Consider the following 17,298-nt stretch of genomic DNA (forward strand, 5'->3'; position numbering starts at 1 on the left):
CGGTGCGATGATTCGCGCGCGGACGTCTTGCCTACTCGTCGCCGCACTGCCGCTTCTCGCGGCGGTCCCGGCGCGGGCCGATCTGACGGCGTGCAATCGCACCAGTTACCGCATGCAGGTGGCGATCGGCATCGAGCGCCGCGCCAATGTTGAAACGCGCGGCTGGTTCCGGCTCGATCCCGGCCAATGCGGCAAGGTGCTGGACGGCGCGCTCGAAGCCGACATGACCTACGTGCATGCGCGCACGCCGCCGGCCTACGGCAGCGCGCCGCTGCCGCAGAACGGCAACGAGTCGTTCTGCGTGCGCGATAGCGATTTCGAATTTCCCGATGCGCGCGGCTGTCCGCTGTCGCAGCAGGCGCGCTTCGCGCCGGCCAAGCCGTCGGATTCCGACAAGGGGCCGACCATCAGTCTCGCCGAACAGGCCGACTACGACGCCGGTCAGGCGCGACTCGCCGGCATCCAGCGTCTATTGAGCATCGCCGGCTACGATGCCAATCCAATCGACGGCGTCGATGGTGCGAAGACACAAGGAGCGCTCGCGCGCTTCCTGGGCGATCGCAAACTTGCGCCGGAGGCGGTGTCGCAGCCGGACTTCTTCGATCGTCTGATCGCGGCTGCGCGCGACCCGCAGGGCCCAGGCTTCGTCTGGTGCAACGACACGCAGTACACCGTGATGGCCGCCGTCGGCACCGTACAGATGGGCGCGATCGTCACGCGCGGCTGGTATCGCATCGTCGCCGGGCAATGCCTGCGCCCGGAGACGGCCGGCGGCGCGCAGCGTTTCTACAGCTACGCGGAGGCGGTCGATGCCGAGGGCCGCACCGTCAAGCGCGGCGACGCCGCGCTTGCCTGGGGCGGCCAGGTCGCGCTGTGCACACGCGATAGTCGCTTCGAGATTTCCAACCAGAAGGATTGCGTCGCGCGCGGCTTGAACTCGGCGGGTTTTGCGGTCATCGATCTCTCGACGCAGCCATCCGCCATCATTCGCTTCAAGGAACCCTGATTGTGACGGACTCTTCCGCGCCGCGCGGCTTCGGCCACGTCGAGACATGGGTCTTCGACCTCGACAACACACTCTATCCGCATCACCTCAATCTCTGGCAGCAGGTCGACGAGCGCATCCGCACCTACGTCTCCGGCTTCCTCAAAGTGTCCAAGGAAGAGGCGTTCCGGGTGCAGAAGGACTACTACAAGCGCTATGGCACGACGATGCGCGGACTGATGGCCGAACATGGCCTCAAGCCCGACGACTATCTCGAGTTCGTGCACGAGATCGACCATTCACCGCTGGTGCCGAACCCGGCGCTCGGCGCCGCGCTGGAGCGCTTGCCCGGTCGCAAGCTCATCCTCACCAACGGCACGCGCAAGCACGCGGAGAATGTGATGCGGCGGCTCGAAGTGCACCACCATTTCGAGGACGTGTTCGATATCGCGGCGGCGGACCTCGACCCTAAGCCGTTACCGCGCGTCTACGAGCGCTTCCTCGCGCGGCACACGGTCGACGCAAAGAAGGCGGCCATGTTCGAGGATCTAGCGCGCAATCTGGAAACGCCGTACGCGCTCGGCATGACCACCGTGCTGGTGGTGCCGGAAGGGCAACGCGAGGTGTTCCGGGAGCACTGGGAACTCGAAGGGCGCGACGCGGTCTATGTCGATTATGTAACCGAAAATATTGTCAGCTTTCTCGAGAACTTACTGGCAAAACTACGACTTTAGTAGCGGCCAACGGAACGTGGACCGGCACCCATCGGGGTCACGTGTATACATAATAATTGGTTCTTGACCCTCCCGCCGGCAATGACCCTAATAGCCGCACAAGCGGAGTGGCTTACTGCTTGAAGTGTTGGAGTTTGAGCCGTCGCGGTCTTTGCCGGTGAGGCAATAGACCCGGCTTATCGGCACCATCACGTTCGGTGTGGGAGGTGGAGAACTGAGCTCGGCGTAATTTGCACTCGTAAACGCGCGAGATCAGGCGATATCATTGGTCACTCCGGTATCGTCCAACAAAAAAAATCAGAACTTGAAAGAAGCAACCAAGGAGAGCGCACAATGGCCAATAGTGCAGTCAGTCCATCATCGTCTTTGAGCAAGGAACGCTGGACCCAACTCATCGCCGGCATGATCTGCATGATCATGATCGCCAACCTGCAATACGGTTGGACGCTGTTCGTACACCCGATCGCCGCCAAGCACGGCTGGTCGGTCGCCGCCATCCAGGTCGCCTTCAGTGTCTTCATCGCGCTCGAGACCTGGCTCACGCCGGTCGAGGGCTGGCTGGTCGACAAGATCGGCCCGCAGAAGGGACCGAAGCTGATGGTGGCAATCGGCGGCATCGGCATCGCCGCTGGCTGGATCGTCAACTCGTACGCCAACTCGCTCGAGATGCTGTATTTCGGCGCGGTGCTCGGCGGCATCGGCGGCGGCGCAGTCTATGCGACCTGCGTTGGCCAGGCGGTGAAGTGGTTCCCCGACCATCGCGGCCTCGCCGTCGGCCTGACCGCAGCCGGCTACGGCGCCGGCGCCGCACTTACCGTCGTGCCGATCCGCGAGATGATCGCCACCGCCGGTTACGAAAGCACCTTCTTCTGGTTCGGCCTCGGCCAGGGCGCCATCGTCTTCATGATGGCCTGGCTGCTGCGGGCTCCTGAGACGGGTGAGCTCATCGGGCTGGCCCCGCCGAAGGTCGCTATTTCCGCGCGCAGCTTCACCCCGGCCGAGGTACTGAGGTCGCCGATCTTCTGGGTCCTCTACATCATGTTCGTCATGGTGGCGGCCAGCGGCCTGATGGCGACCGCGCAGGTCGCGCTCATCGCCCGCGACTACAACATCGCCAACCTCGCGATCATCGGCGGCGCCACGGCGCTTTCGGTGGCGCTGATCGTCGACAACGTGTGCAACGGCCTCGCTCGCCCGCTGTTCGGCTGGGTGTCCGACAATATCGGCCGCGAATACACGATGGCGATCGCCTTCACCCTCGGTGCCGCCTCCTACTGGCTCCTGGGCTCGGCGGGCGGATCACCGTGGGCTTTCGTCACCTTCGCGGCGATGATCTTCCTGACCTGGGGCGAGATCTACAGCTTGTTCCCGTCGACCTGCACCGACAGCTTCGGGCCGAAGTTCGCGACCGTGAACCTGAGCCTGCTGTACACCGCCAAGGGCGCCTCGGCGTTCCTGGTGCCCGTGGCCAACATGATCAAGTCCTCGACCGGCTCCTGGCACATGGTGTTCGTGATCACCGCGATCATGAACCTCGTCGTGGTGGCGCTGGCCCTGTTCGTGCTCAAGCCGATGCGCGCTCGCGCCTCGGCGCAGGAAAGCGGCAACCTCGCGCACGCCGTCTAAAGCCTGGGACAACTTGATAACTGGCAAGGCCCCGCTCGCGCGGGGCCTTGTTTTTTGTGCTAATCGCGCGCGGCTTGACATCCCCTGCCCCGCCCCCGACAAACCGCGGGACATCAGGGGCCGGGAACGACCATGACCGACGTGACGCTTGCCAGAACCATCGATGACGCCTTCGATAATCGCGAGCAGGTCGGGGCTTCGACCAAGGGCACCGTGCGGGAGGCGGTCGAGACGGCGCTTGCCATGCTCGACGCCGGCAAAGCGCGCGTCGCCGAGCGGCAGGCCGACGGGCAATGGCACGTCAATCAATGGCTGAAGAAGGCGGTGCTGCTATCGTTCCGCCTCAACGACATGAGCGTCATTCCCGGCGGACCCGGCAAGGCCGTGTGGTGGGACAAGGTGCCGTCGAAATTCGACGGCTGGAGCGCCAGTGAATTCCGCGCCGCCGGCTTCCGCGCCGTGCCGGGCGCGGTGGTGCGCCGCTCGGCCTTCATCGCACCGAACGTCGTGTTGATGCCGTCCTTCGTCAATCTCGGCGCCTATGTCGACACCGGCACCATGGTCGACACCTGGGCGACCGTCGGCTCCTGCGCGCAGATCGGCAAGCATGTGCACCTCTCCGGGGGCGTCGGTATCGGCGGCGTGCTGGAGCCGCTGCAGGCCGGACCGGTCATCATCGAGGACAACTGCTTCATTGGCGCGCGCTCGGAAGTGGTCGAGGGCGTCGTCGTGCGCGAAGGCTCGGTGCTCGGCATGGGCGTCTATCTCGGCCAGTCTACCAAGATCGTCGACCGCGCGAGCGGCAAGGTCATGTACGGCGAAGTGCCGCCCTACTCGGTCGTCGTCTCCGGCACGATGCCGGGCAAGCCGCTGCCGAACGGCGAACCGGGGCCGAACCTTTACTGCGCGGTCATCGTCAAGCGCGTCGATGAAAGGACGCGCTCGAAGACCAGCATCAACGACCTCTTGCGCGACTGATATCTCGTTCTGGTTGCCGCACTGCGTATTGACAAGCCGGCACCAACGGCGCGACTCTCGGTTCCGCTGTAAGGGGGGCCGCGCATGTCGCAGCAGTTGAATACACGCGTGCAGGGGGTCAGTAGCGATGCCCGCGCGATGATGATGTACGAAGCCAACAAGAAGTCGATCGTTGTCGCTTACCTTTTTTGGTTCTTTCTGGGCATGTTCGGCGCCCACCGCTTCTATTTTGGCAAGACGGGTAGCGCGATTGCGCAACTCATCCTCACGATCACGGTGATCGGATCTGTCGTCACGTTCGTTTGGATGATCATCGACGCCTTCATGATCCCGGACTGGCTGCGGTCGCAGAACACCATGCTGGCCGCCCAAATTGCCGGACCTTGATGACCAGCCACCAAGAACATTGACGGCGGCCTGTACCCACGGCTAAAGCGCGGTCCATGTCCGCCGATCCCGTCGCCCTCACCCGCGATCTCATCCGCTGTCCGTCGGTGACGCCGGCGGAAGGCGGCGCGCTCGCTTATCTCGAAAGCGTGCTGACGGCGGCCGGCTTCCGCGTCCACCGCATGACCTTCCACGAGCCCGGAGCCGAGGACGTCGAGAACCTCTACGCCCGCATCGGCGACACGGAGCCGAACCTCGTCTTCGCCGGCCACACCGACGTCGTGCCGCCGGGCGACGAGACGACGTGGACGCACCCGCCGTTCTCCGGCGACGTCGTGAAGGGTGAACTGTTCGGCCGCGGCGCCGTCGACATGAAGGGCGGCATCGCCTGCGCGGTAGCCGCCGTGCTCGACCACCTCGCCGCCAATGGCGGCAAGCCGCGCAAGGACGGCGCGGGCTCGATCTCGTTCCTGATCACCGGCGACGAGGAAGGCATCGCCGTCAACGGCACGCCGAAGCTCTTGGACTGGTGCGCCAAGCAAGGCGAAAAGTTCGACCATTGCGTGCTGGGCGAACCGAGCAACGTCGAGAACCTCGGCGATACCATCAAGATCGGCCGCCGCGGTTCCCTCAACGGCACCTTGATCGTGCACGGCAAGCAGGGCCACGTCGCCTATCCGCAGCGGGCCGACAACCCGATCCGCGGCCTCGTCGCGCTGATCGCCGCGCTGCAGGCAGAGCCGCTCGACGTTGGCAACCCCAACTTCCAGCCCTCGCATCTGGAATTCACCTCGGTCGACGTCGGCAACAAGACGGTCAATCTCATTCCGGGCGAGGCGCGGGCGCGCTTCAACATCCGCTTCAACGACTACCATACACAGGAATCGCTCAAGGCCCTGCTCGAAGAGCGTGCGCTGAAGGTGGCCGGCAATGCCATCCGTTTCACCTTCGAATGGCAGCCGTCGAACGCCAACGTCTTCGTCACGTCGCCCGGGCCGTTCACCGAGATGGTGGCGACCGCCATCAACGACGTCACCGCGCGCTCGCCGACCTTGTCGACGACCGGCGGCACCTCCGATGCCCGCTTCATCACGCATCATTGCCCGGTGGTGGAATTCGGCCTCGTCGGCCAGACCATGCACCAGGTCAACGAGCGCGTGCCGATCGCCGACCTGCGCGCGCTGACGGTGATCTACCGCAAGATCGTTGAGCGCTATTTCACCTGACCCTCAGCCGTCGAGCTTCGCATCCAGTGTGATGTTCGCCTTGAGCAGCTTCGACACCGGACAGCCGGCTTTCGCCTTGGCGGCACAGTCCTGGAACGTCTTGTCGTCGGCACCGGGGATCTTCGCGCGCAGCGTCAGATGCACAGCGGTGATGGCATAGCCGTCGGCCTGCTTCTCCAGTGTGACATCGGCCTTCGTCTCCATCTTCTCTGCCGTCAGCTTGGCTTCGCCAAGGATGAGCGACAAAGCCATGGTGAAGCAGGCCGCATGGGCCGCACCGATCAACTCCTCCGGGTTGCTGCCCTGCTTGCCTTCGAAACGGCTGGCGAAGCCGTAAGGGTAGTCCTTCAGCGCGCCGCTTTTGGTCGAGATCGCGCCTTTGCCGTCCTTGATGCCGCCGGACCAGATGGCCGAACCGTACGTGCTCATCGCGTGCTCCTGTGAAGCCCCCCCCGGCATATAGGCAGCGTCGCAGGCGCCGCCACCCGGCTCACGGATAGTCGACGCTCATAAGATACAGCCCGTCGGGCGGCGCCACCTGGCCGCAGGCGGTGCGGTCGCGCGCGGCGAGCGCGCCGGCGAGATCGTCCGCGCTCCATTTGCCATCGCCCACCATGACCAGCGAGCCGACCATCGAGCGCACCTGGTTGTGCAGGAACGAACGCGCCGAGGCGATGACGTAGACGCGATCGCCCTCGCGCACGACGTCGAGCTGATCGAGCGTCTTCACCGGTGACTTCGCCTGGCATTCGGTCGAGCGGAAGGTGGTGAAGTCGTGCTTGCCGACGAGCCGCTGTGCGGCCTCATGCATCGCCGGCACGTCGAGCGGACGCGGAATGCGCCAGGCCTGGCCGCGCTCGAGCGTCAGGTCCGGCCGGCGGTTGACGATGATGTAGCGATAGTGGCGCTTGATCGCGGAGGTGCGCGCGTTGAAGTCGTCGCCGACGCGCTCGGCCGCCAGCACCGCCACGGGATGCGGCCGCAAATGCGCGTTGAGCGCGTCGCGGATCGTATCGGTCTCCCAGTCGCGGGAGAGATCGACATGCGCGACCTGCGCTCGCGCGTGCACGCCGGCATCGGTGCGGCCGGCGCCCTGCACCAAAATCTCCTCGCCGGTCAGCGCCGCCACGGCCGTGGTGAGCGCGCCCTGCACGGTGAGGCGGTCCGCCTGGATCTGCCAGCCGGAGAACGGCGTCCCGTCGTATTCGATGATGAGCTTGTAGCGCGGCACGATTGATCCACCTCAAATCCCGGCACGGCGGCGCTTCCTACTATGCCGCGTACGTCGAGGGCGGTTCCATGAAGCACGAATTCAAGCGTCGCACCATTGCGTTGCTCGACCAGCATCGCATCATGACCATCGCCACCAACCGGCCGGACGGCTGGCCGCAGGCGACCGTGGTCAGCTACGTCAATGACGGCCTTATCATCTATTGCGTCATCGGCCGCGACAGCCAGAAATACGCCAATGTCGTGCACGATCCGCGCGTGTCGCTGGCCATCGCCAACGACTATCCGCAGCCGCTGCAGATCAAGGGCCTGTCGATCGCCGCGCGCGCCGAAATCTCGACCGACCCGGGCGAGCGCGAGCACGTCCAGGAAATACTGCTCAGACGCTATCCCGAGTACAAGATCATGCCGCCGCCCGATCCGGCCGAGCTGCCGCTCTTGCGCATCACGCCGCAGATCGTGTCGCTGCTCGATTATTCGCAAGGCTTCGGTCACACCGACCTGCTGCAGGTGACCGACAACGATCTCGCCGAATTCGTCGAGGCGCGGCGCCACCACTGGGCGAGCTTTCACGCCGCCTGAGATTCAGGTCGCAGCTCTCGCTTCGCGGAACGACACCAGCCGGCGCTGCGTCTCGTCCCACAAAGTCAGGCGCACGCAGCCGAAGCTTTCCAGCAAGGTGATTCGGCCGATTTGGCGCAGCTCCGGATGGTCACGCAGCACGTTTGGCAGCCGGTAGTATGGAATGCGGCTGTGCAGGTGATGCACGTGGTGGATACCGATATTGGCGGTGAACCAGCGCAGCAACAGCGGCAGATCGTAATACGACGAGCCGTGCAAGGCGGCTTCATGCAGATCCCAGCCGCGGCTCTCGTTCCAGAACGTATCCTCGAACTGGTGCTGCACGTAGAACAGCCAGACGCCGAACACGGCGGACAGCAGCAGGATCGGCAGATGGACCAGGAAGAACGCCTTGACGCCGATAAGCAGGATCAGCGCGATTGCGACCATCGCAATCGCCGCATTGGTCGCCTGCGTGCTGACCCAAGGCTGCCAGCCGGCGCGCATGAATCCGACCGGCAGGCGGTGTTGCAGCAGGAAAAGATAAGCGGGCCCGATACCGAACATCACGAGGGGATGCCGGTAGACCCGATATTTGAATCTGCCCCATCGTGAGCGGGCGAGATATTCGCGCACCGTCAGCGTATCGACATCGCCGATGCCGCGCCGGTCAAGATTGCCGGATGTGGCATGATGGATCGCATGTGCGCGCCGCCAGAAATCGTACGGCGTCATGGTGAGAACGCCGATGACGCGGCCGATCCAGTCGTTCACCGCCCTGTTGGGGAAGAAGGAGCCGTGGCCGCAATCGTGCTGGATGATGAACAGCCGCACGAGGAATCCCGAGGCGGGGAGCGCGACCAGCAGCGATGCCCACCAGAAGCCGAACGAATAGAGCAGCCAGGCCGCCGCCCACAGCAGCATCAAGGGCAGCGCAGTGATCGCCAGTTCGACCACGCCGCGCGCGCGGCTCGGCTCGCGGTAGCGGTTCAGGATCGGGGTCCAGAGGCGCGCTTGGGCGGGCGAGATTTCGGAGTTGTGGCCAATGCTCAAGCTGATGTTTCCAGATCGTAGCGCCGGGCGCCGGTTGGGCCGCGTCCAACTATGTCGCGATACAAGGGAAGAAAGCAATTCCTGCCCGATAATCGGGGCTTTTTGGTGATCGTGGACGGCAATCATCCCGTTCTGATGTCAGCCGGCCGGCTGCTCGAGACCCACGGCCGAGCGCACGATCAGCGCCAGCCGGCCCTTCAGCGTGACGCGGAAGCCGCCGAACAGGCCTTTGCGCATGAAGCCGCGCTGGTGCAGACGCTCGATCTGATCGGCATCGATGTCGAACGTGTTGCCGTGCCGGGCGCAGGCGAGCGCCGAGAGGTCGCCGCGATAGAGCCCGCGCGTCACCCAGAGGCGGAAGGCAATCGCGGCGCGCCGTGCGCCGCCGGGACCGCGATTGCGGAGATTGACGGCAATCGCCAGGCTAACCAGGCCGCAAGCGATGAGGATGTAGCCCGTATTCATGCTGCTCCCTCGAATGGCGACAGGCGCAACGCGGACAACACCGGAATACATCTGTTAATTGATTCGCGCCCGAGCCAAAAGACTTAAGCCACGTGGCTGCCGGCCTCGACCTTGGTGCCGCGCAGGAAGTCCTCGGCGCTCATCGGCTGTTTGCCGGCGCGCTGCACCTGCATAAGCCGCACGGCGCCGTCGCCGCAGGCGATGGTCAGCGAATCGTCGAGCGCGGTGCCGGGCGCGCCAGATCCCTCGCCCCTGGTCGAGCGCAGCACCTTGATGCGGACGCCGTCGAGTTCGAACCAGGCGCCGGGGAACGGCGACAGGCCGCGGATGTGGTCGTGCACCTGCCGCCACGGTTTGCCCCAGTCGATGCGCGTCTCGGACTTGGAGATCTTCTCGGCGTAGGTGATGCCGTCCAAGGGCTGCGGCGTCAGTGTCAGCGTAACGCGCTCGGCGGCGGCGAGCGCGCGCGCCATCAGGTCGGCGCCGAGCGGCGCCAGCACGTCGTGCAGATCGCCGGCGGTCATGTCGGCTTGAATCGGCGTACGCTCGATCATCGCCATGGCGCCGGTATCGAGGCCTTCGTCCATGCGCATGATGGTGACGCCCGACTCCGCGTCGCCGGCCATCACCGCGCGATTGATCGGCGCGGCGCCGCGCCAGCGCGGCAGCAGCGAAGCATGCACGTTGAAGCAGCCTAGCTTCGGCGCATCGAGCACCGGCTTCGGCAGGATCAGTCCGTAGGCGACGACCACCGCCGCGTCGGCTTGATGCGACTGGAAGGTGAGCTGCGCCTCGGTGTCGCGCAACGTCTTCGGCGTGAACACCGGCAGCTTGAGCCGCCGCGCCTCGCGCTCGACCGGCGTGACCTGCACGTCCATGCCGCGCCCGGCCGGCTTCGGCGCGCGCGTATAGACGGCGGAGATGTCGTGCCCGCGTGCCGCGAGCTCGATCAGGGTCGGCACCGCGAAATCCGGCGTGCCCATGAAGACGAGGCGAAGAGGCATCGGAGCTTACCCGATGTGGTGCGAGGGCTCTTTGTCCTCGGCGAACTTGGCCGGCTCGCCGCGCTTGGCCGCCTTCTTGAACTTCTTCATCACCATGTTGCGCTTGAGCTTGGAGATGTGGTCGATGAAGAGCACGCCGTTGATGTGGTCGATCTCGTGCTGCAGGCAGGTGGCGAGCAGGCCCTCGGCCTCGATCTCCTGCTGCTTGCCGTCGAGGTCGGAATATTTGACCCTGACCTTCGCCGGCCGCTCGACCTCCTCGTAATATTCGGGGATCGACAGACAGCCTTCGTCGTAGGCCGACTTGTCCTCCGAGACCCATGTAATCTCGGGATTGATGAAGACCTGCGGCTCCTTCTCGTCGTCCTTCTTGGCGAGGTCCATGGTGACCACGCGCAGCGGCACGCCGATCTGGACGGCCGCCAGCCCGATGCCCGGCGCGGCGTACATCGTCTCGAACATGTCGTCGACGAGCGTGCGGATGCCCTTGTCGACCGTGTTGACCGGTTCGGATTGGAGCCGCAGGCGCGGGTCGGGAATGATGAGAATGTCGCGGATCGCCATGGCCGCGATGTAAGGGCTTGCAGCGAAACGGTCAATGGAACCGGAAAGACACGGAAAATAGGCCCTTGAGGCCGTCGCGCCGCAGCCCTACCGTTCGCCGTTCGTTCACCCGCTCCCCGAATCGCGGTAGAGAAGGCGCATGGCGGAAACACCTTTACTCATCGGTCTCGGCGTCCTGCTGCTCCTCGGCCTTGCCGCGGTCATCGCCCTGCTCTTGCGGCCGCGCGCGCCGGTCGCCGATCCGGCCGCCGAACAGCGCCTCGTCGCGCTTAATTCGCGCCTCGACGGCATGGCCTCGTGGCTGCAGAGCGCGCACGGCCAGTTGCAGCAGACCATGCAGACCTCGCAGGGCCAGTTCCAGCAGACGGTGAACCAGCGCCTCGACGCGGTGACCGCGCGGCTCGGCGAAAGCCTCACCGCCTCGACCAACACGACGGCCGAGCACCTGCAGAACCTGCACACGCGTCTCGCCGTCATCGACAACGCGCAGAAGAATATCGCGGAGCTGGCCACGCAGGTGACCATGCATGTCGGCTCGCTCAACAACATCCTCGCGAACAAGCAAACGCGCGGCGCTTTCGGCCAAGGCCAGCTCGAAGCGATTGTCATGGACCTGCTGCCGAAGGGCGCCTACGAGTTTCAATACACGCTGACCAACAAGACGCGGCCGGACTGCGTGATCTTCGTGCCCGAAGCCGGTCACCTGATCATCGACGCCAAGTTTCCGCTCGAGGCGATGACGGCCTGGCGCGACGCCTCGACCGAGGATGATCGCAAGCTTGCCGTTCAGCGCGTCAAGCAGGACATCGGCAAGCATATCGCCGACATCGCCGATAAATACCTGATCCCTGGCGAGACGCAGGACGTCGCGCTGATGTTCATCCCGTCGGAGTCGATGTACGCCGATGTCTACGAGAGCTTCGACGACATCGTGCAGCGGGCCCGCCGCGCCCGCGTGATGATCGTGTCGCCGAACATGGCGGTGCTGGCGATCCAACTCGTGCGGCAGATGCGCAAGGACGCGCAGATGCGAGAAGCCGTCGACCAGATCCGCTTCGAGATCGGCCACATGATGAAGGACGTCGGCCTGCTCGGCGAGCGCGTGCGCAAACTGCAAGGGCACTTCGGCCAGACCACCAAGGACATGGACGACATCCTCACCTCCGCCGGACGGATCGAAAAGCGCGCCGGCAGGATTGAAGGGCTGGATTTCGAAGGCGAGGCCGGCGTCGAGGCGATCGACACCACCGTGCGCAAGCTCGGGGCGGCGGAGTAAAGTATGGCCGTGTCTCCCGAGACGGCCGCGCCGGCCAAGCCGACGTTCCTCGAAGCGCTCACCGTCTATCTGCGCGCCCGCGTGCTCGTCGTGCTGTTTCTCGGCTTCTCGTCGGGGCTGCCGCTCGCGCTGACGGCGACGACGCTGCAGGCCTGGATGAAGACGAGCGGCGTCGACATCCGCACCATCGGCCTGTTCGCTGCGGTCGGCATTCCCTACTCGATCAAGTTTCTCTGGGCGCCGCTGACCGACGCGTTCGAGGTACCGCTGCTGTCGCGCATGCTCGGCCGCCGCCGCGCCTGGCTGATCCTGTCGCAACTCCTGCTGATCGCCGCGGTCATCTTCCTCGCCTTCTGCGATCCGGCAGCGGCGCCGGGCCTTGTCGCGCTCGGCGCGCTGCTGGTGGCCACAGCCTCGGCGACGCAGGACATCGTTGTCGACGCCTTCCGCGTCGAGAGCCTGCCGGAGGACGAGCAGGCCGCCGGTATGGCCTCCTACGTCGCCGCCTACCGCGTCGGCATGCTGGTGTCCGGCGCCGGCGCGCTTGTGCTGGTCGATCGGCTGCAGGCCGCCGGCTACACGATCCCGGCCGCATGGACCTGGACCTACCTGGCGATGGCCGCGCTGGTGCTGATCGGCATGGCGACCACTCTGGTCGCGCGCGAGCCGACGGTGTCGATGAAGGCGGAGACGGCGCATGTGCACGAGCGGCGCGACAATCCGCTCGGCCGCGCCGTGAAGACGGCGCTCAATGCCTTCGTCGATTTCCTCTCGCGCGACATGGCGCTCGTCATCCTCGCCTTCGTCGCGCTGTTCAAGCTCGCCGACGCGCTGTCGTCGTCGATGAACACGCCGTTCTTTTTGCAGGTGGGCTTCTCGCTCGGCGAGATCGCCGCGATCAGCAAGGGCGCTGGCTTCGCCGCCATGCTGCTCGGCGGCTTCGCCGGCGGCGTGGTGGCGCGCGCGCTGCCGCTCGGCCGCAGCCTGTGGATCGGCGGCCTGCTGCAGACCTTCACGATCCTCTTGTTCTCGATGCTGGCAGTCATCGGCCACAGCCTGCCGGCGCTCGCCGTCACCGTTTCGGTGTGGAGCTTCGCCGACGCCTTCGGCACGGTGATCTTCGTCGCCTATCTCTCGGCGCTCTGCCAGAATCCGCTGCACACGGCGACGCAATACGCGCTGCTCACGGCGCTGGCGACCGTCGGCCGCACCATCTTCTCCGCCGCCATGGGCTATGTGGTCGCCGCCGCCGGCTACTTCTGGTACTTCGTCATCTGCACGGCCTTGGCCGCGCCCGGCCTGCTCTTGCTCGCCTTCCTGCACATGCGTGGCCACTTCAAGAGCCTCGAGCCAAAGCGGTCATAGAGCCGCCGCAGTTCCTCCAAATTCGCTGCCGGAACGATCGAACGCGAAGTCGCGTTGGTCGTGCAGCCTACAATGGAGGTTCCCATGCGCGCGTCCGCGAAACTTGCGCTCGGCATCTGCGCCCTCGCCATCGGCTGGGCGTCAGCCGCGAATGCCGAATATTTCAACCGATATACCGACGGCAACTGGACCAACGCCGAATACGACGGCAATGGCTGCCACTACTCCTATTCGGTCAATAACGCGACCGGCGAGTCGCACGTCAACCGCGACGGCAATTGCTCGCACATCGCCATTGGCCCGGACGGACGTCCGCTGCCGGTGGTGCCGATGGCGCAAGTGCAGGTGATGCGGCCGCCGTACTGACGGCTCGAAGGCCGCACTGACGGCTAGAACAATGTCCGCTGCTTGATCGCGGCGGCGAGCGTGCCTTCGTCGAGGTAGTCGAGTTCGCCACCGACCGGCACGCCGTGCGCGAGCCGCGTGACCTTCACGCCGGCCTCGCCCAGCAGCTCGGTGATGTAGTGCGCCGTGGTTTGGCCGTCGACGGTGGCGTTGAGCGCGAGGATAATTTCCTTCACCTCCGCATCGTGCGCGCGCGAGATGAGCGCGTCGATCGACAGATCCTGCGGCCCGACGCCATCGAGCGGCGACAGCGTGCCGCCGAGAACATGGTAACGGCCGTTCACCGCATGCGCGCGCTCCAGCGCCCACAGATCGGCGACGTCGGCGACGACGACGATGATCGACGGATCACGCCGCTGGTCGGTGCACACCGTGCACGGGTTCTGCGTGTCGATATTGCCGCAGGTCTTGCAGACCTCGATCTTCTCCATCGCCGTCTCGAGCGCGGCGGTGAGCGGCGCCATCAGCGCTTCGCGCTTCTTGATGAGATGCAGTGCGGCGCGCCGCGCCGAGCGCGGGCCGAGGCCCGGCAGGCGTGCGAGCAGCTGAATGAGCCGCTCGATTTCGGGTCCGGCGACGGCGGAGGGCATGTCTCGATCAGCCGAGTCCCAGGCCCGGCGGCAGCGGCAAGCCGCCGGTGACCGCCTGCATCTTCTCCTGCAGCACGGCCTCGGCGTGCTTGCGCGCGTCGGCATGCGCGGCGATCAGCAGGTCCTCGACGATCTCCGCCTCGCCCGGCTTCATCATCGAGTCGTCGATCTTCACGGCCTTCAAGTCGCCCTTGGCGGTGAGCGTGACGGTGACCACGCCGCCGCCGGCGGTGCCGTCGACGGTGATGGTGTCGAGCTCGGCCTGCAGCGCCTGCATCTTCGACTGCAATTGCGCCGCCTGCTTCATCATGCCCATGAAGTCCATCAGTCCTCACTCTCTTCCGGGCCGGCGTCGGCGGCCGGCTCTTCCGGCGCCGCCTGGGTGACGCCGACGATCTTCGCGCCGGGGAAGCGGTTCAGCACCGCCTGCACCAGCGGGTCGGCTTGCACGCCGCGTTCGAGCTCGGCCTTGTCGGCCTCGGCCTGCGCGCGCAGGCTGGGCGCGCCCTCTTCCTTCGACACGACGACGATCCAGCGCCTGCCGGTCCATTCGCCGAGCTTGCGCTGAAGGTCGTGCACGAGCGTCTTCGCCGCCGCCGGCTCCAGCGCGATCTCGAGCTGGCCTTCCTCGCAACGCACGAGCCGCACGTCGCGTTCGAGCGCGAGTTTCATACCGATGTCGCGCTTCTCGGCGGCGAGCGCGACCACCGCGTCGAACGTGGAAATCGCCAAAGTCGGCGCCGCCTGCTCGGAGGCAACGGGATCATCCGCCGGGCGCGGCGACACGGCGGCCGAGGTGCGCGCGCCGCTGCGCGCATAACCTTGCGGCGCCGATGTCGGCATGCCGCCGCCATTGCCGGACGGCCGCGCCGGCACATCGCCGCCGCCATCACCCAATGAGCGCACGACCTCGTCGGGCGTCGGCAGATCGGCCGCATAGGCGATGCGCACCAGCACCATCTCCGCCGCGGCGACCGGGCGCGCCGATGCCTGCACTTCGGAAATGCCCTTCATCAGCATCTGCCAGGTGCGCGATAGGATTCGCATCGACAGCTTGGCCGCGAAGTCGCGGCCGCGCGTGCGCTCGGCTTCCGACAGCGACACGTCGTCGGCGACCGCGGGAATCACCTTCACGCGGGTGACGAAATGCGTGAACTCCGCGAGATCGGACAATACCACCGCCGGGTCGGCGCCGATGTCGTATTGCGCGCGCAACTCGCCCAACGCAGCGGCAATGTCGCCCTTCATCAGATGTTCGAACAGATCGACGATGCGGACGCGATCGGCGAGACCGAGCATTTGCCGCACGTCCTCGGCGCGTACAGCGCCGGCCGCATGCGCGATCGCCTGATCGAGCAGCGACAACGAATCGCGCACCGAGCCTTCGGCCGCGCGCGCGATCAGCGCCAGCGCGGTGTCCTCGATCTCGACCTTCTCTTTCGCGGCGATGCCGGCGAGATGCTTGACCAGCACCGCGGTCTCGACGCGGCGCAGGTCGAAGCGCTGGCAGCGCGACAGCACCGTCACCGGCACCTTGCCGATCTCGGTGGTGGCGAAGATGAACTTGGCGTGCGGCGGCGGCTCTTCCAGAGTCTTCAGCAGCGCGTTGAACGCCGCCGTCGACAACATGTGCACTTCGTCGAGGATGTAGACCTTGTAGCGCGCCGACACCGGGGCGTAGCGCACGGCGTCGTTGATCTGGCGGACATCCTCGACGCTGTTGTGCGAGGCCGCGTCCATCTCGAGCACGTCGATGTGACGGCTTTCGATGATCGCCTGGCAGTGCACGCCCATCACCGGCATGTGGATGGTGGGGCCGGTGACGGAGCCGTCGGGCAATTCGTAGTTGAGGGCGCGGGCGAGGATGCGGGCGGTGGTCGTCTTGCCGACGCCGCGGACGCCGGTGAGGATCCAGGCCTGCGGGATGCGGCCGCTATCGAAAGCGTTGGAGACGGTGCGGACCATCGGCTCCTGGCCGATCAGGTCCTCGAACGAGGCCGGACGGTATTTGCGCGCGAGGACGCGGTAGCCGCCCTCGGCCGGGGCGGAACCAGGACCGGCCGGGTTCGCGGGTTCGCTCATCGTGCCATCCGCCGGCGCGGGTTGCCCCGCGCGAAAAGTGCCTGGGGAGGCGTGAAAAGGGTGGGAGGCTGACAACGACCCGAACCGGGCTCGTTAGGGCTGCTTCCTTCCGGACCTGACCCGGTTGGCGAGTGGCTCGTCCACCGCCAACCTCCCGCGACCTATATCGGGCCTTGGGGGGCGGAAAGCAAGCGAAGGGCCGGGCATCCACAGCGGCAGTCCGATCCTCCGTTCGTCCCCGCGAAAGCGGGGACCCAGCGCTGAGCCGCCCAGCTGGATTCCCGCTTTCGCGGGAATGAACGGAGTTTGTGACGGCGTTCCGCGCCAGACGCGACTCATCGCCCGTATTCTTTGGTCGGCCCCGGGCAGGCCCTCGTCCCCTTCCTCATCACGCTCCCCAAACCAGGGGAGCGGAGCGCCGGGAAACGCGGAGCGCTTGCGATCGCGCTCCTGAGCGGCCGGCGAAAGCCGCCCGAGACACCGTGCGAAGGCGTCTCCTTCCTCCTTGCGATCGGAGAAAGGCGCCTCCCGGCGCTCCACATGCGGCGTTCTCCTTGAGGCCCTTTGGGCCGTGCTTCCGGGCAGCGACAGGGCCCGTGTTCAAGCCCTCGATCCGGAGCAGTGGCCGCCGCTCCTTCGTCGCCGCCGCGTACAGCCCTTGCTCCGTAGAGCGGCGGGCAGCCGGTCGTAATGCCGGCGGACGGCTGGCCAGGGCCTCCCGAGCGCAGGCTGTGCGTCAGCCTGCCCGCGGGCGCCGCATCGACCGA

General features: G+C 65.9%; 19 protein-coding genes and 1 other RNA gene. 10 read left to right on the forward strand and 10 right to left on the reverse strand.

What is annotated here, in order from left to right:
- Positions 1-7: 7 nt before the first annotated feature.
- The 6 genes from VGV41_RS15605 (at position 8) to dapE (ending at position 5,936) form a co-directional block, all read left to right on the forward strand.
- The gene (locus VGV41_RS15605; protein ID WP_326864822.1) at positions 8-1,006 is read left to right on the forward strand and encodes a DUF1036 domain-containing protein; all 999 of its coding nucleotides are present in this window, start codon (positions 8-10) and stop codon (positions 1,004-1,006) included.
- Positions 1,006-1,719 carry a pyrimidine 5'-nucleotidase gene (locus VGV41_RS15610; RefSeq protein ID WP_414705132.1) on the forward strand — a complete coding sequence of 238 codons (714 nt, stop codon included), beginning with the start codon at positions 1,006-1,008 and terminating at the stop codon, positions 1,717-1,719. Before VGV41_RS15605 ends, VGV41_RS15610 begins: the two co-directional genes overlap by 1 nt.
- A gap of 333 nt (positions 1,720-2,052) precedes the next feature.
- Positions 2,053-3,345 (forward strand): oxalate/formate MFS antiporter, encoded by a 1,293-nt coding sequence (gene oxlT / locus VGV41_RS15615; protein WP_326864824.1) that lies wholly within the window; start codon positions 2,053-2,055, stop codon positions 3,343-3,345.
- Between the two features lie 132 nt (positions 3,346-3,477).
- Positions 3,478-4,323 carry a 2,3,4,5-tetrahydropyridine-2,6-dicarboxylate N-succinyltransferase gene (dapD, locus tag VGV41_RS15620; protein WP_326864825.1) on the forward strand — a complete coding sequence of 282 codons (846 nt, stop codon included), beginning with the start codon at positions 3,478-3,480 and terminating at the stop codon, positions 4,321-4,323.
- 84 nt (positions 4,324-4,407) lie between these two features.
- Positions 4,408-4,710 carry a TM2 domain-containing protein gene (locus tag VGV41_RS15625; RefSeq protein ID WP_326864827.1) on the forward strand — a complete coding sequence of 101 codons (303 nt, stop codon included), beginning with the start codon at positions 4,408-4,410 and terminating at the stop codon, positions 4,708-4,710.
- Positions 4,711-4,766: 56 nt separating this feature from the next.
- Positions 4,767-5,936, forward strand: coding sequence for a succinyl-diaminopimelate desuccinylase (gene dapE / locus VGV41_RS15630; RefSeq protein ID WP_326864829.1), 1,170 nt, complete (start codon positions 4,767-4,769; stop codon positions 5,934-5,936).
- A 3-nt stretch (positions 5,937-5,939) separates the two neighbouring features.
- Here dapE and VGV41_RS15635 read toward each other — a convergent pair whose 3' ends face one another.
- Both VGV41_RS15635 and truA read right to left on the reverse strand, forming a co-directional pair.
- A complete protein-coding gene (locus VGV41_RS15635) occupies positions 5,940-6,365 on the reverse strand; it encodes an OsmC family protein (RefSeq protein ID WP_326864830.1) in 426 nt (141 codons plus the stop codon).
- 61 nt (positions 6,366-6,426) lie between these two features.
- Entirely contained in the window at positions 6,427-7,167 is a 741-nt protein-coding gene (truA, locus tag VGV41_RS15640; RefSeq protein ID WP_326864831.1) for a tRNA pseudouridine(38-40) synthase TruA, read from the reverse strand.
- Positions 7,168-7,235: 68 nt separating this feature from the next.
- On the opposite strand from truA, the gene VGV41_RS15645 reads away from it, so the two are divergent.
- Positions 7,236-7,748, forward strand: coding sequence for a pyridoxamine 5'-phosphate oxidase family protein (locus tag VGV41_RS15645; protein ID WP_326864832.1), 513 nt, complete (start codon positions 7,236-7,238; stop codon positions 7,746-7,748).
- 3 nt (positions 7,749-7,751) lie between these two features.
- Here the strand turns inward: VGV41_RS15645 and VGV41_RS15650 are convergent, their stop codons facing one another.
- The 4 genes from VGV41_RS15650 to VGV41_RS15665 form a co-directional block, all read right to left on the reverse strand.
- Entirely contained in the window at positions 7,752-8,780 is a 1,029-nt protein-coding gene (locus tag VGV41_RS15650; protein WP_414705131.1) for a fatty acid desaturase, read from the reverse strand.
- 138 nt (positions 8,781-8,918) lie between these two features.
- Positions 8,919-9,245, reverse strand: coding sequence for a hypothetical protein (locus VGV41_RS15655; RefSeq protein ID WP_326864834.1), 327 nt, complete (start codon positions 9,243-9,245; stop codon positions 8,919-8,921).
- 83 nt (positions 9,246-9,328) lie between these two features.
- Complete coding sequence (fmt, locus tag VGV41_RS15660; protein WP_326864835.1) at positions 9,329-10,249, reverse strand: methionyl-tRNA formyltransferase; 921 nt, start codon at positions 10,247-10,249, stop codon at positions 9,329-9,331.
- Between the two features lie 6 nt (positions 10,250-10,255).
- The gene (locus tag VGV41_RS15665; protein WP_326864836.1) at positions 10,256-10,813 is read right to left on the reverse strand and encodes a peptide deformylase; all 558 of its coding nucleotides are present in this window, start codon (positions 10,811-10,813) and stop codon (positions 10,256-10,258) included.
- Between the two features lie 139 nt (positions 10,814-10,952).
- On the opposite strand from VGV41_RS15665, the gene VGV41_RS15670 reads away from it, so the two are divergent.
- The 3 genes from VGV41_RS15670 (at position 10,953) to VGV41_RS15680 (ending at position 13,820) form a co-directional block, all read left to right on the forward strand.
- Positions 10,953-12,089 carry a DNA recombination protein RmuC gene (locus VGV41_RS15670; protein ID WP_326864838.1) on the forward strand — a complete coding sequence of 379 codons (1,137 nt, stop codon included), beginning with the start codon at positions 10,953-10,955 and terminating at the stop codon, positions 12,087-12,089.
- Positions 12,090-12,092: 3 nt separating this feature from the next.
- Positions 12,093-13,454: an AmpG family muropeptide MFS transporter gene (locus tag VGV41_RS15675; RefSeq protein WP_326864841.1), complete on the forward strand. Its 1,362-nt coding sequence runs from the start codon at positions 12,093-12,095 to the stop codon at positions 13,452-13,454.
- Positions 13,455-13,538: 84 nt separating this feature from the next.
- Positions 13,539-13,820: a hypothetical protein gene (locus VGV41_RS15680; RefSeq protein WP_326864842.1), complete on the forward strand. Its 282-nt coding sequence runs from the start codon at positions 13,539-13,541 to the stop codon at positions 13,818-13,820.
- 23 nt (positions 13,821-13,843) lie between these two features.
- On the opposite strand, the gene recR is transcribed toward VGV41_RS15680, so the two are convergent.
- From recR to ffs, 4 genes are all read right to left on the reverse strand, one after another.
- Positions 13,844-14,449, reverse strand: coding sequence for a recombination mediator RecR (recR, locus tag VGV41_RS15685; protein WP_326864843.1), 606 nt, complete (start codon positions 14,447-14,449; stop codon positions 13,844-13,846).
- A gap of 7 nt (positions 14,450-14,456) precedes the next feature.
- Positions 14,457-14,777, reverse strand: coding sequence for a YbaB/EbfC family nucleoid-associated protein (locus VGV41_RS15690; protein ID WP_326864847.1), 321 nt, complete (start codon positions 14,775-14,777; stop codon positions 14,457-14,459).
- Entirely contained in the window at positions 14,774-16,531 is a 1,758-nt protein-coding gene (locus VGV41_RS15695; RefSeq protein ID WP_326864844.1) for a DNA polymerase III subunit gamma/tau, read from the reverse strand. The genes VGV41_RS15690 and VGV41_RS15695 overlap by 4 nt, the downstream gene beginning before the upstream one ends.
- Positions 16,532-16,591: 60 nt before the next feature.
- An RNA gene (gene ffs / locus VGV41_RS15700) (signal recognition particle sRNA small type) lies at positions 16,592-16,686 on the reverse strand.
- Between the last annotated feature and the right edge of the window lie 612 nt (positions 16,687-17,298).

The sequence above is a fragment of the Pseudolabrys sp. genome (assembly GCF_035943735.1).
Taxonomy (GTDB): Bacteria; Pseudomonadota; Alphaproteobacteria; order Rhizobiales; family Xanthobacteraceae; genus Pseudolabrys.

What these genes read in the sequence shown, in the direction of transcription:
- VGV41_RS15605 (WP_326864822.1), top strand. Translation starts at nt 8, where the DNA reads ATGATTCGCGCGCGGACGTCTTGCCTACTCGTCGCCGCACTGCCGCTT.
- oxlT (WP_326864824.1), top strand. Translation starts at nt 2,053, where the DNA reads ATGGCCAATAGTGCAGTCAGTCCATCATCGTCTTTGAGCAAGGAACGC.
- dapD (WP_326864825.1), top strand. Translation starts at nt 3,478, where the DNA reads ATGACCGACGTGACGCTTGCCAGAACCATCGATGACGCCTTCGATAAT.
- VGV41_RS15625 (WP_326864827.1), top strand. Translation starts at nt 4,408, where the DNA reads ATGTCGCAGCAGTTGAATACACGCGTGCAGGGGGTCAGTAGCGATGCC.
- dapE (WP_326864829.1), top strand. Translation starts at nt 4,767, where the DNA reads ATGTCCGCCGATCCCGTCGCCCTCACCCGCGATCTCATCCGCTGTCCG.
- VGV41_RS15635 (WP_326864830.1), bottom strand. Translation starts at nt 6,365, where the DNA reads ATGAGCACGTACGGTTCGGCCATCTGGTCCGGCGGCATCAAGGACGGC.
- VGV41_RS15645 (WP_326864832.1), top strand. Translation starts at nt 7,236, where the DNA reads ATGAAGCACGAATTCAAGCGTCGCACCATTGCGTTGCTCGACCAGCAT.
- VGV41_RS15655 (WP_326864834.1), bottom strand. Translation starts at nt 9,245, where the DNA reads ATGAATACGGGCTACATCCTCATCGCTTGCGGCCTGGTTAGCCTGGCG.
- fmt (WP_326864835.1), bottom strand. Translation starts at nt 10,249, where the DNA reads ATGCCTCTTCGCCTCGTCTTCATGGGCACGCCGGATTTCGCGGTGCCG.
- VGV41_RS15665 (WP_326864836.1), bottom strand. Translation starts at nt 10,813, where the DNA reads ATGGCGATCCGCGACATTCTCATCATTCCCGACCCGCGCCTGCGGCTC.
- VGV41_RS15670 (WP_326864838.1), top strand. Translation starts at nt 10,953, where the DNA reads ATGGCGGAAACACCTTTACTCATCGGTCTCGGCGTCCTGCTGCTCCTC.
- VGV41_RS15675 (WP_326864841.1), top strand. Translation starts at nt 12,093, where the DNA reads ATGGCCGTGTCTCCCGAGACGGCCGCGCCGGCCAAGCCGACGTTCCTC.
- VGV41_RS15680 (WP_326864842.1), top strand. Translation starts at nt 13,539, where the DNA reads ATGCGCGCGTCCGCGAAACTTGCGCTCGGCATCTGCGCCCTCGCCATC.
- recR (WP_326864843.1), bottom strand. Translation starts at nt 14,449, where the DNA reads ATGCCCTCCGCCGTCGCCGGACCCGAAATCGAGCGGCTCATTCAGCTG.
- VGV41_RS15695 (WP_326864844.1), bottom strand. Translation starts at nt 16,531, where the DNA reads ATGAGCGAACCCGCGAACCCGGCCGGTCCTGGTTCCGCCCCGGCCGAG.